Raw genomic sequence first — 16,359 nt, 5'->3', positions numbered from 1 at the left:
TGGTATATTTATGTAATAAGGGGGTCATGCAATATGAAAATTATCGAAATTACCGATACGATGCGGAAGCAAGCAATTACCCGGCAGATACTTGAAGCATTACCGGAATGGTTTGGAATTGCCGAAGCACGTGAAGAATATATAAACGAAAGTATAAAATATCCTTTTTTCAGTGCATTTGATGAAGATATTCCTATCGGCTTTGTATATCTTAAACAAACAGGAACATCAACAATAGAGCTTGCCGCAATGGGAGTATTAAGAAAATACCATCATCAAGGAGTAGGAACGGATCTGATAGCTGTAGCCAAAGAATATGCTTATAAACAAAAATATTTATTTCTACAAGTAAAAACAGTGAAAATGGGGTGCTATGAACTATATGATCAAACCAATAGGTTTTATCTTGCTCAGGGATTTCATGAATTTGAAGTATTTCCTACATTATGGGATACACATAATCCATGTCAAGTTTATGTCATGGCATTACGATAGTTTATTCATTGTATAAAAACTATTCTACTAAGTAATCTTGATAAATATAAAAAAACACTTAAACTCATATATAGCTTAAGCGTTTATTTTTTAAATGGTGGTTCCACCAGGAATTGAACCAGGGACACAAGGATTTTCAGTCCTTTGCTCTACCAACTGAGCTATGGAACCATTTGGTTGCGGGGGAAGGATTTGAACCAACGACCTCCGGGTTATGAGCCCGACGAGCTACCAGACTGCTCTACCCCGCGATGTATAAGATTTAATTTTGAATGGCGGAGGAACTGGGATTCGAACCCAGGCGCCAGTTTCCCGACCTACCGGTTTTCAAGACCGGACCCTTCAACCACTTGGGTATTCCTCCAACTGTATGAATTGGTGGACCCTGTAGGACTCGAACCTACGACCCACCGGTTATGAGCCGGATGCTCTGACCAACTGAGCTAAGGGTCCAAGTTTAGCAAAATTGGTGGCGGGGGCGAGACTCGAACTCGCGACCTTCCGGGTATGAACCGGATGCTCTAGCCAACTAAGCTACCCAGCCAATTAAATTTAATGGTCGGGATGACAGGATTCGAACCTGCGACCCCTTGATCCCAAATCAAGTGCACTACCAAGCTGTGCTACATCCCGATATTCATTTTTTAATAAGAATGGCGCGCCCAGTAGGAATCGAACCCGCAACCTTTTGATCCGTAGTCAAACGCTCTATCCAGTTGAGCTATGGGCGCACTATTTTCAGCACTTCATCAGTGCCTTAATATAATAACAAATAACTTGAAGTTATGCAAGTCTTTTTTTAATTTTTTTATTAAAATTTATAGAAAATTCAAGAAAATGCTATTTCCTTTTAAAATATCCTCTATAAAATAAGAAATGGAACGCTATTTACGCTCCATTTGCATTTGTGAATCTTTATTTCTTTTAATAACCTTCTGACGCGAAAATTCCTCACGTTCTTTTTCTTCCAAAGCATCGGTAATAAATTTGATATTATGTTCAAATTCCGGAATAACGATATTTTTCAAAGCATTGGCACGTTTTTGTGATTTACGAATTGCATTTGCTAAACGATAGACGTTGTTTTCAACCTCCGCTAACACAACGCTCATTTCTTTTACTCTTTGAAAACAAGTATATGCATAGTCTAGCTTTGAATTAGCTCGCTCAAGACCATACGTCGGCTTAATTTCCTGCTTATCATAGCTAAGCTTAGGAATCTCCACTCCCATCACACTACGATAGCTTACATGCAGTCCAGTATCGATCGGTACTGCTTCTGCCATTGCGGAAATTACTCCCAAGGACATATTGGCAAGCTGTAAGGCTCGATACGCTTCTGCATAGGTTTGTGTGATTTCATCGCGCAGCAGCTTAACATCATCTAATAGTCCCATCATTTCACGAATTAAAATATTACGCTTGCGATCCATCAATTCGTATCCCATGTGAGCCAAAGCATTGGATTTTTTGGTTGCGATTAAATTTCCTTTTGTCGGAAAGACCTGTTTATTCGCCATAGCAGCTACCTATCCTACGCTAACTCCGCAATAATAACTTCTTCTTTTATACCAAAACGCTGAACTGCTCTTTCATGGTTATAAAATTGATCCAATACTTCATTATCCACACGATCCAACTCTTCACGTGGAAGAATCGACAACAAGTCCCAACCCAAATCTAAGGTTTCTTCTATACTACGATTTTCATCTGCCCCTTGATTCAGATAATACTGTTCAAAATAGGAACCAAACATCATATACTTTTTATCGATCTCACTTAATTCATCTTCTCCGATAACCGATGCTAGGCTACGGGCATCTTGTACTTTCGCATAAGCCGCAAACAACTGATTGGAAACATCAGAATGATCCTTTCTTGTATAGCCTTCTCCAATGCCGTCCTTCATCAGACGTGAAAGAGAGGGCAGGATACCGACCGGTGGATAAATTCCCATTTGATTTAACGAACGATCAAGTACGATTTGTCCTTCCGTAATATATCCTGTTAAATCCGGGATTGGGTGGGTAATATCATCATTAGGCATTGTCAAAATCGGAATTTGAGTAACACTTCCTTTAGCACCTTTGATAATACCGGCTCTTTCATATAAGGAAGCTAAATCCGAATATAAATATCCGGGATATCCTTTTCGTCCGGGAATTTCTCCCTTACTGCTGGAAAACTCACGTAAAGCTTCACAATAAGAGGTTATATCGGTCAAAATAACAAGCACATGCATATCATGCTCATACGCAAGATATTCTGCTGCCGTTAAAGCACAGCGCGGGGTTAAGGTACGCTCGATAATCGGATCATTGGATAAATTCACAAACATAGCGACACGATCCATAACTCCTGCTTCCTCAAAGCTACGTTTAAAGTAATCGGCTACGTCATTTTTAACACCCATTGCCGCAAATACAATACAGAAGTTCTTGCCATCACCATCGGCGATCTTCGCCTGTTTTACCAACTGCACAGCTAACTCATTGTGCGGCATACCACTTCCCGAAAAAATCGGCAGCTTCTGCCCTCGAATCAAGGTCGTTAAGGCATCAATACTGGAGATTCCGGTATTGATATAGTTTCTCGGATACACACGAGAAACCGGATTTAATGGCTGTCCATTGATATCTGCACGCTTTTGGGCATAAATTTCCGGCAATCCGTCAATTGCTTTTCCACTGCCGCTGAAAACTCTGCCAAGCAGTTCTTTTGATAAAGCAAGCTCCATCGGTTTTCCGGTAAACCTTGTTTTGGTATTTGTAAGCGACATTGCATTTGTCCCTTCAAATACTTGAACAGCAGCACGCTGTCCATCAAGCTGAACAACACGTCCATAACGAGTCGTCCCATCACCGCATTTGATTTCTACCATTTCTTCATAGCTTGCATTTTGCACATGGTCCAAAAAGATTAGCGGTCCGCTGATTTCACTCAGCCCCATATATTGAATGCTCATAGGCTAACCTCCTTACGCAACCTTTGCAATGGCTTCATCAATCATTGCATAATAATCATCAAACATTTCAATGTGATCATTTGGCACATCGTACTTCATTTTTGTTACCTTTTCGAAAATTCCTTGTGCAGCTACCTCACTAATCGGTTTCCCGGTAGCTATCAATTCTTTACTTTTCTTATATAAATATAAAATGATATCCATCATACGCAGTTGTTTTTCTAACGGAACATATGTATCCTCCGCATGAAAAGCATTCTGCTGCAAATAACCGACACGAATGACCTTGCAAATCTCAATGACCAGCTTTTGATCCTCCGGAAGTACATCACTACCAATCAGCTTTACGATTTCCATCAGTTTTGTTTCTTCAGCTAAAAGGCTCATGATCTGTTGGCGGTTTCGCAAGAAGCGTTCATGAACGTTTTTGTTATACCATTTCGATAGATCCGTTACATATTCCGAATAGGATTCATTCCAATTGATTGCAAAATAATGTCTTGCATAAGCAAGTGCCTTATCAAGTGCCCAAAAGCATCGTACAAATCGCTTTGTATTTTGCGTTACCGGTTCCGAAAAATCGCTTCCTTGAGGAGACACGGCACCGATGATCGTTACCGATCCGTTTTGATGATTTAAGGTTTCCATATAACCGGCACGCTCATAAAATTGTGAAATACGGGAAGGAAGATAAGCAGGAAAACCTTCTTCTGCCGGCATCTCTTCCAAACGTCCGCTGATTTCGCGCAATGCTTCAGCCCAACGTGAAGTCGAATCTGCCATAATAGCTACATGATATCCCATATCGCGATAATACTCCGCCAATGTTAAACCGGTATAAATGCTTGCTTCACGTGCTGCAACCGGCATATTGGAGGTATTTGCGATCAATACCGTTCGATCTGTTAAAGGACGATTGGATTTAGGGTCGATCAATTCGGAAAATTCCTCTAGCACCTGTGTCATTTCATTTCCGCGTTCTCCGCAGCCGACATATACGATGATATCGGCATCGCACCATTTTGCCAATTGATGCTGCGTCATGGTCTTTCCTGTTCCAAAGCCACCGGGGATAGCAGCCGTACCACCCTTGGCAATCGGAAATAGGGTATCGAAAATTCGTTGTCCGGTAATCAGAGGTACGCTGATTGGCAAACGCTTGGTTACCGGACGTGCCTGCTTGATCGGCCATTTCTGTATAAGACTTAGCTCATGAACGATTCCCTTCTCATCACGTAGCTTAACGATTTTATCATGAATACGATATTTCCCGTTTTCCGCAACTTCGATAATTTCCCCACTCATAAATGGCGGAATCATACAACGATGCTCGATCAGATCGGTTTCCGGAATGGTCGCATACACTTGTCCACCTTTCACCATATCGCCGATTTCCACCTGAACCGTAACGTCCCATAAAGCTTCCTCATCAAGTGGTGCAACATCACTTCCGGTCGCAATAAATGCTCCTGATGTTTCGGCAATTGCTTTTAAAGGACGTTCGATTCCATCAAAAATATTGCGTAAAATCCCCGGTCCGAGCGTTACGGAAATCGGTCCGCCGGTTGCTTCCACCGGTTCTCCCGGCTGCAAACCGGTTGTGGATTCATATACCTGTATCGTAGTAGCGGCTTTAGAAACGGAAATTACTTCTCCCATCAGACGCTTGTGTCCGACATAAACTTTTTCAAGCATTGAAAAATCTTTTGTATCCTTTACCTTTACAACCGGTCCGTTAATTGAATAAATTACATTTTCACTCACATTATCACCTCTTGCCTATCTTGGATTACTTCACATACAATCCTGCATTGGCATAGAACCATTCCTTTTGTTCTTCTAAACTCGTATCAAAGCTTTCATCTAACACAATTCCCTGTGCCTCATATTCCACACGCAATCCACCTAGTACAATATCTTCATCGATCTTACCTTCGCATTTTCCAAAGGCTTCACATAAAGCAGAAAGGCGCTTAAAATCCTTTTTACCAACATATAAGCATGCTTCTCCATACCCTAATGCAGCTGCTTCTTTTACCTTATCCAACAAATATGTTTCATATTCTTTGCTCTGCGTAAAATCTATCAATTTTGATCGTACCGCTGCAAATACTTCCTCAGCAATTGCCGAGCGTTGGGCAAGCAAATCATGATGCAGCTTTTCCTGTAATTTGCTAAGTTCTATGCTTTGCTCGCTTTCCAGTTCCTTCATGCGACTTTCACGTTCATAAGCAGCCTCACTTGCAAGCTCCTTCTGCATTTGCGTAAAGGATTCCTCATGTGCTTTTTTGATTTGTTCATCAAGTGCATCAATTTCCAATTGACTGACACGCTTGATTTCTTCCACAAAATAGTCCTCGATTTTTATTTTATCATCTAGCATTTTGTTCACCTCATAGCTTTACCCCGATTGCTTCCGATACATAGGCGTCCATAACCTCTCCGATATCGGTAGAGCCATGGCGATCCGGTATTTCGACAATCAGCGGTTTTTTCTGTCTTAGCTTCAATTCCGAGATAACATTCGGACAGGTTTGCACAAGTTTGGTAGTAATCAATATAACCGCTATATCTTCTATATGCATCGCTTTTTCAAGTGCTTCTAACACCTCACGGCGCTCATGCACAACAACGCCCTCAATACCGGCCAAACGCATTCCCATCTGTGTATCAATGTTATCACTTAACAGATAAAATTTCATATCGCTCCTACAATTCTATAGTTTCATCAAAACGATGATAATAGAAATCAACAAACCGTAAATTGCAACACCTTCACCCATCGCAACGAAAATCATAGATTTACCGAAGTTCTTTTCATTTTCGGAAAAAGCTCCGATTGCTGCCGGAGCAGCAGCCGCAACGGCAATACCGGCACCAAGTGCAGATAAGCCGGTTGCCAAAGCCGCAGCGATATAGCCAAGACCTGCTCCTAACGATACCGTTGTTTCCGCACCCTCCATAGCGGCATGCGCCTTTGTTGCCGTAAAGAAAACAGATACCAAAAGTATTGCGAAAAAGCAACATACATGTGTAAGCATACGACGCTTTGCCGTAGAGATGCTTTTCTTTCCTTTAAACACCGGAATCAGCGGCAACGTAATCAAAACAATCAAAATCAATGGTAATAGCATTTCAAACATAGTCAACATAACATTTTCCTCCTTAGTTATTCATAGCATTAAACGCAATTCCTCTGCCTGTAAAATAGCGAGAGAACATTTCATAAAATTCAAGACGAAGCACCTGAATACCGACAATCAGTCCTTCCAAGCACATAACAAAGATATTTCCCAGTATTGCCACGAAAAGACTTCCGCTTCCTGCCATGCTCATCAAAAGCGTTACAGCCATCATCATACCGGCATGGGATAAAACAAAGCCTCCGACACGCAGGTAAGAAATCGAATTGGTTACATACGATAAACAGATTTCAAACAATTCAAAGAAACTTTCGGTAAAATAAGCGCCAAAGCCATTTGGAAACAGCTTTTCATGCTCCAGCTTATGGATCAAGGCCTCTTTCAAGAAAATAACGATAAGCGGCACAAGAATCAATCCTAAAATATAAAGCTTATTTCCGAAAACATTGATACCAAGTCCTAACTGTAGTCCCGCACCACCGACAAGTGAGCCATAAAAAATCAAGCCGGCAATTCCATTGTGAGAGAACAGCATTTCTCCGATATTGTGATTTTTCCATTGCAATATAATATTCATCACCATACTAATCAGCATCAGTACCGCACCGATAATAATCGATACGATCAGTAAAATAGGAATAAACTCGCTCGTCATGATCTCAATCGGCTTTTCTTCCATGTGAAATAAGGTTTCATACAACGGATTCAACAAAGTTTCATTTCCGAATACCGAGCCGTAAATGGTTCCAAAGATACAAGACATAATTCCGATTCGCACACCGATTTCTCCAAGTCGCATACCCTTCCATTTATAAGCAAGATAACCGACCAGCATCAACACCGCTCCCTGTCCTAAATCACCGAACATGATACCGAACAATAAAGAATATGTAATTGCGACAAACGGTGTTGGATCAAAGCTGCCGTATTCCGGTACCCCATACATTTCTACAAACATCGAAAAAGGCCTGGCAAACCACCCATTCTTAATCTTGGTTGGCGGCGACAAACGCTTATCACTATGCGCCGGACGCACTTCAATATCCACCTCTTTCAAATCTGCATAAATTGCTTTTAATTTTTCAATATCATCTTCCGCCACAAAACCGATGATCGAAAAGCGCTCCCCTAAACCTACCACATACTTACGAGCCTCATACGTATGATTGATAAATTCCAATTCCGCTTTGATATAAGCAAATTCATCACTGCATTCCGCTTTGATTGCTTCCATTACCTCATCGACATGGGCAAGCTGCAAGACATCGCTGTCAATTTCCTCTTGCAGCATTTCCTTCGCTCGCTCTGGAGTACCGTGAACAAATTCCGGTATGCGGATACGTTCAAAATACAAAGATGAAAAAATATTATCTACATCGCCTTCAAATTTCGCAGTTGTAATATACACACACCAGCTATAGGTTTGATCACTGTTAAATGATTTAAACACAAACGGGTGATTTCGATAATATTGCAGTTTTTCCACACTGTCTAGCGGCAAGCGTCCAAAACGAATCTTAATATATTCACATTCGAATAAATCATCTAAATTCAGATCACTGCTTTCGATATTGCGTACCTGTACCAAGGCATCTTCATTTTCATGAATCACCTTTTCCAAATCCTTACGCACCGCTAAAGCCTTGCTATAACGATGATAATAAGTGTCTAGTGTTTCCTGCATCTTTTTGACATCATAATCCTTATCACGCGATTTCATTTCCTTAACATCGAGCTTCATATCTTCAACAATTTCATAAAAATGATTCAGCAGCTCGCTGACTGGATTTTCATCATTTAATGTTGTTAGTCCATGCACACTGTCCACAAACTTACTCGCCGGTTCCGGGTGCATACAATCCAAATCCACAAACCGCAGCAGCACATCATCTAAATACTCATTGTCGCCACTGATACTAACCAGCTTCATTTTTGCTATTGCCATGGGAGTCTCCTTTCTTAATAAATCAATTGCTTTTCAATTTCCTCACAGGGAACCTGATAACGAATTCCCTCAATAATATGAATCAAATTTTCCAATTCCTGCCGCATCATCAGATGATAGCTGCTGTAAACCGTATAGGCATCTAAGGAATATTGAAATAGCTTACCGGCTTCTTTATAACGTATTTTTTCAAAACCCTGCTCTATATAGTCATGCTCTTGCAGTTCCACATGATACTTACATGTATGCAGCCATTTGCGCATGGCTTGCTCATCACTGCAAGCGATCATTTCCTCTAATGGAACTTTGGAATGATAGCCTTGCACTTCCATGAGGGAGGAGCGAACCAAATCATCGCTTAAATGAAAATATTTCTTTAAACGATAAATTTTTGTCAGATTATCAAAATCCAATAATGCCGTTGCCAGCTCTTGCAGCTGCTTTCGCACCTTCTTGCTTTTTTGTCTTTGAATACTTGCAAGCATTCGCTCATAGTATAGCTGCATTAAATCATGCTCAATATGTGCATAGTTCAACTTCAGTTCTTCACCTCTTTGGCAGCGATGCTTCATTAAAATTGATGCGTAATGTGTCTTAGCCAACAGTGCCAACAATTCCTCATAGGAGCGAACCTTCCCTAAATCAACAAGGGAAAAATTCAAATAATCCTTAAGAAAGAACGGTAAATCGGCAATTCCTTCCGCAAAAGAATCGGAAATAAGCATTCGCACACAATTTAAAATCAGTTCGATTTCAACTTCTTCCAACTGGACATGGAAAACGTCCTTCAAGGAAGCATCAGCATAGCGATAAAGTGCCAACTGTCGCTGAAACAATTCCTCTCGCAACAAGACCTCTAGCTGTCCGCGATGAATATTGTTTTCACGAACATCTTTCAAAATATCTCGATAGTTCGTTTCATTTTTTAAATACGACACCACTTCCGCTACACTGTGCTTGCGTACAAGCTCAAGATAATCTGCTTCCTTTAAGTTCGCTCCATACATTGCCTTCGCTTTGGCGATAATGGCTCCACTCGCTTTACTCACAAGCACCACCTCCCTTGCTAATGACCTTATTGATGAATACAATGTTCATAAATATGTTGGACCCATTCATCTTTATGAGCTTTATATGTTTGCTTTAGAGCCTCGGCTTGTTTATCAAATTCCTGCTTTGCTGCTTTTAAAGCCTGTGCTTTTTCTACCTCAAAGGCTTGCTTTTTTGCCTCCAGCAACGCAAGATTTTCCTGCTCGTATTTCGCTTTGGTTTCCGCTTTTTTCGCTTCCACAAGATGCTGAATATTCAAGCATTCCGTCTTTTTCTCCTGCACCCTTTTACGAGCTTCTTTATCCGCTGCTACAATATCCTTTAATATTCTATCCAAAAGCGATTACCTCCTTCTTGCTCTTTTACTACGTTGAAAGTATAAACCTTTTACAACACACTTTCAAGTCATATTCTTAAAGATTTCAGCACATCAAAAAACCATTATTTTCCATCATATTTCCCTACAAAAAAAAGACAAGATCTTTATTGTCCTGTCATTTTCCAAAGAGTCGTTTTACTATTTCAAAGCATGAAAAGTATCTATTAAATCAATCTTATCCAGCTCTATGACACGCCCTCTCATATTCGCCAATACATCTTCCTGCTTCCAAACAAATTCGATTCGATATGCACAAAGCATTTGATAATGTTTAGCAGCCGTATGCTTCGCCCCATATTTGACATCACCATACAAAGGGTGCGAAAGATATGCCAACATCGCTCGAATTTGATGGCTCTTACCACTTAACAATTCTACCTCTACCAAGGCATACTGCTTTTTTTGCTCCTTTATCTGATAGTTGATTTCGATAGGCTTATAGCCTTCCTTAGGGTATGGCAAAATATGCGCAACATTATCCTTCGTTTTACAATGATACAATAAAACGTGCTCCTGTCGCTTATCAAACACACCTTGTGCAATGCATACATATTTTTTTCTTACTTTCCTTTGCTTGATATGGGCATTCATAGCACGCAAACTGGCAGCATTTTTCGCTGCAATGACAAGTCCCTGCGTATTGCGATCAATGCGATGACACAAAGCCGGGACAAAGCTGTTTTCCATACGCGGATCATATTCCTTATGAATATATAAATAATGCAAAATGCGATCCATAAGATTATCCTGTCCCACCTTTTGATCACGATGGGCAAGCAGTCCCTTCGCCTTATTAACGATCAATAAGTTTTCATCTTCATAAACGATATCCAACTCACTTGGAACCTTTAAAAACGCAGTATCTATTTGCGTCATAAAAAACTCCTCCGCTAAAAACAGCTGCATCGTATCTCCCTCTTGCAAACGCTGAGAAATTTCGCAGCGCTTCCGATTGACCTTGATTTTTTTATTGCGTATTGCTTTATACATTAGGCTTTTGGGAAGCGTGGGAAGTGCCTTACTTAAGAATTTGTCCACACGCTGATCACAGTCATTTTTTCCAATCACGATTTCTCTCATATTGCCACCTCTTTTCTATTTCTCCTCTTGCAGACTTCGCTATTTTTTAATTCAACCTTTAGCTATCACTGTTTTTCTATATACTACAAACAAATGAGTAATTCAAAAAGCAATTACAGCTTTGCGATACTATTTCATTCTTATCCATAAAAATGTGAAAGCTCGCATTTATTATACATTGAATTTCATTTTGAAAACAAATAAAATATACATATCGGGAGGTAATGAAATGATAAGCTGTAAAATGTCGGTACGTACGTTAGTAGAATTCGTTTATCAAAGCGGAGATTTAATCGCCTCCTTTAACAATATCGAACGCGCCAATTTGGGAAGTCGAATTCATCGCCAACTACAAGCACAGGGCGGTGAACATTATCAAAGCGAGGTTTTTTTATCCAACACTACGACGCTTGATAATGTTTGCTTTACCATTGAAGGACGTGCCGATGGGATTATTATTCAAGATCACCAAGTTATTTTAGAGGAAATCAAATCAACTGCCATACCTTATGAACAGCTGGAAGAAAGACAGCTTGTCCACTTGGCGCAAGCCTACTGTTATGGCTATTTCTATCTTTGTAACCATGCATGTACACAACTTACGATACGCTTGACCTATTATCAAATCAACGAACAGAAAATCAAAAGTTTCGATCAAGTCAAAACCTTTCAAGAACTTAAAGACTTCTATCTTGATACTTTAAAGCAATACTTGCGTTGGGCAAATATATCGCATACTATCCACACCACAAGCACTTCCGATTTACAGCGGTTGGTTTTTCCGTTTCCAGAATATCGCAAGGGACAGCGTAAGCTTGCCATAGCGGTATATAAGACCATTTTAGATCACGACATTCTATTCGCACAAGCTCCCACCGGTATCGGCAAAACAATTTCCACACTCTTTCCAGGATTAAAAGCCATCGGTGAGGGAAAAATCGAAAAAATCTTTTATGTATGTGCCAAAAATATAACCGCACAAGTTGCCTATGACGCTTTGCAGCAGCTATACAAGCAAAATCTGCATTTTAAAAGTGTCGCTATTACCGCTAAAGATAAAATTTGTTTATTAGCCGAAAGAAACTGTGATCCGCAAAATTGTCCTTATGCGAAAGGATATTATAACCGTAATAAAAATGCTTTGTATGAGCTCATCACCCAACATGATTTCATAGATTACGAAAGGCTTGTAGAATATGGCAAAAAATATGTTGTTTGTCCTTTTGAACTAGGATTAGATGCTTGTGAATACAGCGATGTAATCATCGGAGATTACAACTATGTCTTTGATCCTCGCGTATATCTCAAACGCTTTTTTATCGACAAAGGAAACTACCTCTTCCTTGTTGACGAAGCACATAACCTAGTTGATCGAGCAAGAGAAATGTATAGCGCAGAGCTTTCCAAACAGGATTTTCAAATCATCAAGGCTTATATTCCAAAAAGCTTTGCAAAGTTGCATAAAGCTCATCATCACCTCAACAAGCAATTCATCTCTTTACGCAAGCAATGCGAAGAAAAACAACTAGACTTTCTCGCCCAAAAGGAAGCAATGCCCTTTTTCTTACAATGCCTTGAAAAGCTTACCAACGAGCTTAACGAATATCTGGAAGGTATCCATGAAAACGAAATGGAAGATGCACTTCGTGAGTTATATTTCAAAGCTCTCCATTATCAGCGAATTGCTGAATTTTATGACGAGCATTTCACCACCTGTATCCAACGTCAAAAGCAAGATGTATGGATACGCCAATACTGTATGAATCCTTCCCAGCCAATCAAAAATATTTTACGCAAAGGACGTGCTACCATCTTCTTCAGCGCCACTCTCTCGCCAATTGACTACTATTTAACTCTGCTTGGCGGTAATCATGATTCCAAACGTCTATCATTACCCTCTCCTTTTCCAAAAGAGCATGTCCACGTTATGATTGCCAATCAAATTTCCACACGATATCGTCAACGCTCGCAAAGCATTGATGCTATCTGTGAGCTATTATATGCCACCATAACCCAACGAAACGGAAATTATATTCTCTTTGCGCCAAGCTATGCCTACATGAAGCAGCTTTACGAGCATTTCATAAAAAGCTATCCGGATATTGATGTCTTTTATCAACAGCAGGATATGACAGAAGAAGAAAAACAAACCTTTCTTGCTCAATTCCAAATCAGCAAGCATTTGCGTCTTTATTTCTGTGTTTGCGGCGGTATGTTTAGTGAAGGAATCGATTTAAAAGGCGATGCCTTAATCGGTGTTATTCTCGTCGGTGTCGGTTTGCCACAGATTAATCCTTATTCCGATTTAATTCGCCAACATTTCGATGAAGAAAATCAACAAGGCTACGCCTATGCCTACCAATATCCCGGTATGAATAAGATTTTGCAATCTGCCGGACGTTTGATTCGCTCTCATGAAGATAAGGGTATTTTACTATTTATTGATGAACGTTATACCAGCCTGCATTATCGAGGTGCTTTACCTTCGCATCTGCACCCCTACACCATTGTTCATACACCGCAAGAGGTTCGCTCCTCTACACAGGCATTTTGGAAAAAGGCGCTATCCGATTAAGACTTACTTCCTTATAAAAAAACGGAGATTTCTAACATGGTTGAATGAAACAGCCATTAAAAATCTCCTTTTTCTGTTTTTTAACCCCTAGAAACAGCCTTCTATAATTCCTTTAAGATGCTTGTGCCAATCGTACCCTTTGGCATTGTTAAACCAAAATTATCCACAATGGTAGCTCCGATCAGCGCAAAGCTATCACCATCACGTAATCTTCCGGTATGATTAAAATGCTTTGCATACAATAACAGAGGTACATATTCTCGGGTATGATCACTGCCCTTAAAGATCGGATCGTTGCCATGATCGGCACAAATCATCAATAAATCATCATCTTTCAACACCTGTAACAGTTCCCCCAGCTTGCAATCGAAGGCTTCTAGTTCCTTGCCATATCCAAGCGGATCGCGACGATGCCCCCATTTCGCATCAAAATCGACTAAATTCACAAAGCATAAGCCACAAAAATCCTTTTGTGCCAGCGCAATGGTTTGATCCATACCCTCGATACTGCTTTTCGATGTATATGCTTCACGAATACCTTCCCCATCGAAAATATCACGAATCTTGCCGATACCGATCACATCATAGCCTGCTTCACACAATACATTTAAAGCTGTTTTTCCAAACGGCTTTAAAGCATAATCATGGCGATTGCTCGTTCTTTGAAAGCTATGCGCATCTTTACCGATATATGGTCGTGCAATCACACGTCCAACCCGCCATTTTGGCTCCATGGTCAATTCCCGCGCAATACGACAATACTCATACAAGGTATCTAGCCCCATATATTCCTCATGTCCGCAAATTTGTAAAACACTATCAGCCGATGTATAAACGATCAGCTCGTTATATTTCAGTTCCCGCTCTCCAAGTTCCTTCAATATCTCCGTACCACTGGCAGCCTTATTACCGATGATATGACGTCCGGTACGCTTTTCCAGCTCCGCAATCAATTCTTTAGGAAATCCGTTTTCACTAAAAGTTTGAAATGGTTTTTGAATACGCAAACCCATCATTTCCCAATGTCCGCTCATGGTATCCTTACCTGCACTTTGTTCCTTTAAGCGTGTATATAAACCGATTGGTTCTTCGATCCGCGCTACATGCTTCAAGGGGTGCAAATTCGCCAAGCCCAATTTGCGCAGGTTCGGTATATGAAAGGACTCCATTTTCTCATCAATATGTCCTAAGGTATCGCTGCCTTCATCACCATACATAGCCGCATCTTCCATGGCTCCGATTCCCAAACTATCAATCACGATCGTGAATATACGTTTATACTTCATAAGCTACACCAAGGCGATGGCACTTTCAAAAGCCAGCTCCATCATTTCATGAAAAGAGGTTTCTCGCTCTTTCGCACTTGTTGCCTGATGAGTAATCAAAGAATCGGAAATCGTCAATAGACAAGCCGCCTGTTTTCCTAACTGCTTGGCATTATGAAACAAGGCAAAGCTTTCCATTTCTACACACATACAGCCATGTTCCTTACAAAAATCCTCACAATCGGGAACATTCGCTTCATGATAAAATACATCACTGGAATGAATGCGGTGGATATGCAATGGTTTTCCTAGCTTATCGGCATTTTTTCGAATACACGCATTCATTTTTAAGCTCGGATACAATACATCACTTGTTTCTCCTCCCTGCGCTTTGGCATAAGTGGATTCACTCCAAGCACTTTCCGCCAGTACCATATCAAACAGCTGTAATTCATCACTATAAGCACCGGCACTGCCGATTCTAAGAATATACTCCACATCGTAATCATGAAATAGCTCATAGGAATAAATACCGATGCTTGCCATTCCCATACCACTTCCCATAACACTGATTTTCTTACCTTTATAATAACCGGTATATCCAAGCATATTACGTACTGTGTTGAAGCAAACTGCTTCACTTAAATAATGCTCGGCGATATACTTCGCACGCAATGGATCTCCCGGCATCAAAACAATGCGGGCAATCTCATCGAAAGAAGCTTCATTATGTGGTGTTGCCATGACAACCCCTCCTTACCTTATTATCTTTATTGTAGCGAGAGCTTTCAAAAAAGGCAATGCTTTTCACACTGCCGATAATAGTTTTTTCAATTCATAGATATCCTTCAGCACCGGCGTAGCGCATGCTTCTAGCTTTGAGATATGTTCATGTCCGTTGGCAATCAAAATACAACGACACCCTGCATAGCTTGCGACCTCATAATCATGCACACTATCTCCTATAAAAACCGTACAAGAGCGATCGAAATGATTTTTTGATACAAACGCTTTTGCCAACTCTGCTTTTGAATGCGCATGGCTATTATCCAAACCGCAAATATGTTCAAAATACGAACGTATTCCATAATGATCAATTTGACGGAAAAGAAAATCTAGCTTGGTAGCCGAAAGAAGGGATTGATGGATTCCTTTTTCTCGGCAATCCTTTAAAAGCTCTACAGCTCCCTCATGCAGTGGACAGGCGAAGCTATGAGGCTGATAGTAATCCATATAACGCTTTGCTAAAACATCAAAGGGGGTTTTGGCAAAATCAAAGCCGACCTTTTCATAATATTTAATAACCGGAAATTGAAAATACTGGCGATATTCCTCTTTATCCAAAACTAGCGGAAGCTGTTCACTTTTTAAAACCTCATTCAAAGCTGCCATACTGACATCTAAATCATCTAACAATGTTCCATTCCAATCCCATATAATATGCTTTATCTTCATCGCCACC

At 40.4% G+C, this 16,359-nt stretch carries 15 protein-coding genes and 7 tRNA genes; 2 read left to right on the top strand and 20 right to left on the bottom strand.

The genetic code is table 11. The features are described 5' to 3' along the window. Positions 1–33: 33 nt before the first annotated feature. Positions 34–495, top strand: coding sequence for a GNAT family N-acetyltransferase (locus EUBDOL_RS08440; RefSeq protein ID WP_004800510.1), 462 nt, complete (start codon positions 34–36; stop codon positions 493–495). Positions 496–590: 95 nt separating this feature from the next. On the opposite strand, the gene EUBDOL_RS08435 is transcribed toward EUBDOL_RS08440, so the two are convergent. The 17 genes from EUBDOL_RS08435 to EUBDOL_RS08355 all read right to left on the bottom strand — a co-directional run bounded on the left by EUBDOL_RS08435 (position 591) and on the right by EUBDOL_RS08355 (position 11,057). Then, positions 591–666: transfer RNA gene (locus EUBDOL_RS08435), tRNA-Phe, on the bottom strand. A 3-nt stretch (positions 667–669) separates the two neighbouring features. Further along, positions 670–746: transfer RNA gene (locus EUBDOL_RS08430), tRNA-Met, on the bottom strand. 22 nt (positions 747–768) lie between these two features. After that, positions 769–859: transfer RNA gene (locus EUBDOL_RS08425), tRNA-Ser, on the bottom strand. Positions 860–871: 12 nt separating this feature from the next. Further along, positions 872–948, bottom strand: a tRNA-Ile gene (locus EUBDOL_RS08420). Positions 949–962: 14 nt separating this feature from the next. Then, positions 963–1,039 (bottom strand) — tRNA-Met (locus EUBDOL_RS08415). Positions 1,040–1,051: 12 nt separating this feature from the next. Continuing rightward, positions 1,052–1,128, bottom strand: a tRNA-Pro gene (locus tag EUBDOL_RS08410). A 21-nt stretch (positions 1,129–1,149) separates the two neighbouring features. Beyond that, positions 1,150–1,226: transfer RNA gene (locus EUBDOL_RS08405), tRNA-Arg, on the bottom strand. A 153-nt stretch (positions 1,227–1,379) separates the two neighbouring features. Further along, positions 1,380–2,015: a V-type ATP synthase subunit D gene (locus EUBDOL_RS08400; RefSeq protein ID WP_004800509.1), complete on the bottom strand. Its 636-nt coding sequence runs from the start codon at positions 2,013–2,015 to the stop codon at positions 1,380–1,382. Between the two features lie 14 nt (positions 2,016–2,029). Then, a complete protein-coding gene (locus EUBDOL_RS08395) occupies positions 2,030–3,460 on the bottom strand; it encodes a V-type ATP synthase subunit B (RefSeq protein ID WP_022420149.1) in 1,431 nt (476 codons plus the stop codon). Between the two features lie 12 nt (positions 3,461–3,472). Beyond that, on the bottom strand, positions 3,473–5,224 hold the full coding sequence (locus tag EUBDOL_RS08390) for a V-type ATP synthase subunit A (RefSeq protein WP_004800507.1): 1,752 nt from the start codon (positions 5,222–5,224) through the stop codon (positions 3,473–3,475). Positions 5,225–5,249: 25 nt separating this feature from the next. Next, positions 5,250–5,843 carry a V-type ATP synthase subunit E gene (locus EUBDOL_RS08385; RefSeq protein ID WP_004800506.1) on the bottom strand — a complete coding sequence of 198 codons (594 nt, stop codon included), beginning with the start codon at positions 5,841–5,843 and terminating at the stop codon, positions 5,250–5,252. A gap of 10 nt (positions 5,844–5,853) precedes the next feature. After that, a complete protein-coding gene (locus EUBDOL_RS08380) occupies positions 5,854–6,162 on the bottom strand; it encodes a V-type ATP synthase subunit F (protein WP_004800505.1) in 309 nt (102 codons plus the stop codon). A gap of 15 nt (positions 6,163–6,177) precedes the next feature. Further along, positions 6,178–6,612 (bottom strand): ATP synthase subunit C, encoded by a 435-nt coding sequence (locus EUBDOL_RS08375; protein WP_040463668.1) that lies wholly within the window; start codon positions 6,610–6,612, stop codon positions 6,178–6,180. A 13-nt stretch (positions 6,613–6,625) separates the two neighbouring features. Beyond that, the gene (locus EUBDOL_RS08370) at positions 6,626–8,548 is read right to left on the bottom strand and encodes a V-type ATP synthase subunit I (RefSeq protein ID WP_004800503.1); all 1,923 of its coding nucleotides are present in this window, start codon (positions 8,546–8,548) and stop codon (positions 6,626–6,628) included. A gap of 14 nt (positions 8,549–8,562) precedes the next feature. Continuing rightward, positions 8,563–9,597, bottom strand: coding sequence for a V-type ATPase subunit (locus EUBDOL_RS08365; RefSeq protein WP_040463666.1), 1,035 nt, complete (start codon positions 9,595–9,597; stop codon positions 8,563–8,565). Between the two features lie 26 nt (positions 9,598–9,623). Further along, a complete protein-coding gene (locus EUBDOL_RS08360) occupies positions 9,624–9,935 on the bottom strand; it encodes a hypothetical protein (RefSeq protein WP_004800501.1) in 312 nt (103 codons plus the stop codon). A 180-nt stretch (positions 9,936–10,115) separates the two neighbouring features. Further along, entirely contained in the window at positions 10,116–11,057 is a 942-nt protein-coding gene (locus EUBDOL_RS08355) for a pseudouridine synthase (protein WP_004800500.1), read from the bottom strand. Between the two features lie 229 nt (positions 11,058–11,286). On the opposite strand from EUBDOL_RS08355, the gene EUBDOL_RS08350 reads away from it, so the two are divergent. Next, positions 11,287–13,632 (top strand): ATP-dependent DNA helicase, encoded by a 2,346-nt coding sequence (locus tag EUBDOL_RS08350; RefSeq protein WP_040463664.1) that lies wholly within the window; start codon positions 11,287–11,289, stop codon positions 13,630–13,632. A 101-nt stretch (positions 13,633–13,733) separates the two neighbouring features. Here EUBDOL_RS08350 and EUBDOL_RS08345 read toward each other — a convergent pair whose 3' ends face one another. The 3 genes from EUBDOL_RS08345 to EUBDOL_RS08335 form a co-directional block, all read right to left on the bottom strand. Beyond that, positions 13,734–14,918, bottom strand: a complete 1,185-nt coding sequence (locus tag EUBDOL_RS08345; RefSeq protein WP_004800498.1) for a phosphopentomutase — start codon at positions 14,916–14,918, stop codon at positions 13,734–13,736. A gap of 3 nt (positions 14,919–14,921) precedes the next feature. After that, positions 14,922–15,641, bottom strand: coding sequence for a purine-nucleoside phosphorylase (deoD, locus tag EUBDOL_RS08340; RefSeq protein ID WP_004800497.1), 720 nt, complete (start codon positions 15,639–15,641; stop codon positions 14,922–14,924). Between the two features lie 63 nt (positions 15,642–15,704). Beyond that, on the bottom strand, positions 15,705–16,352 hold the full coding sequence (locus tag EUBDOL_RS08335) for an HAD family hydrolase (RefSeq protein WP_004800496.1): 648 nt from the start codon (positions 16,350–16,352) through the stop codon (positions 15,705–15,707). Between the last annotated feature and the right edge of the window lie 7 nt (positions 16,353–16,359).

It is taken from the genome of Amedibacillus dolichus DSM 3991 (assembly GCF_000154285.1).
Taxonomy (GTDB): Bacteria; Bacillota_I; Bacilli_A; order Erysipelotrichales; family Erysipelotrichaceae; genus Amedibacillus; species Amedibacillus dolichus.
Note: the sequence above shows the minus strand (reverse complement) of the source record. Positions and strands in the feature narration are given on the sequence as shown.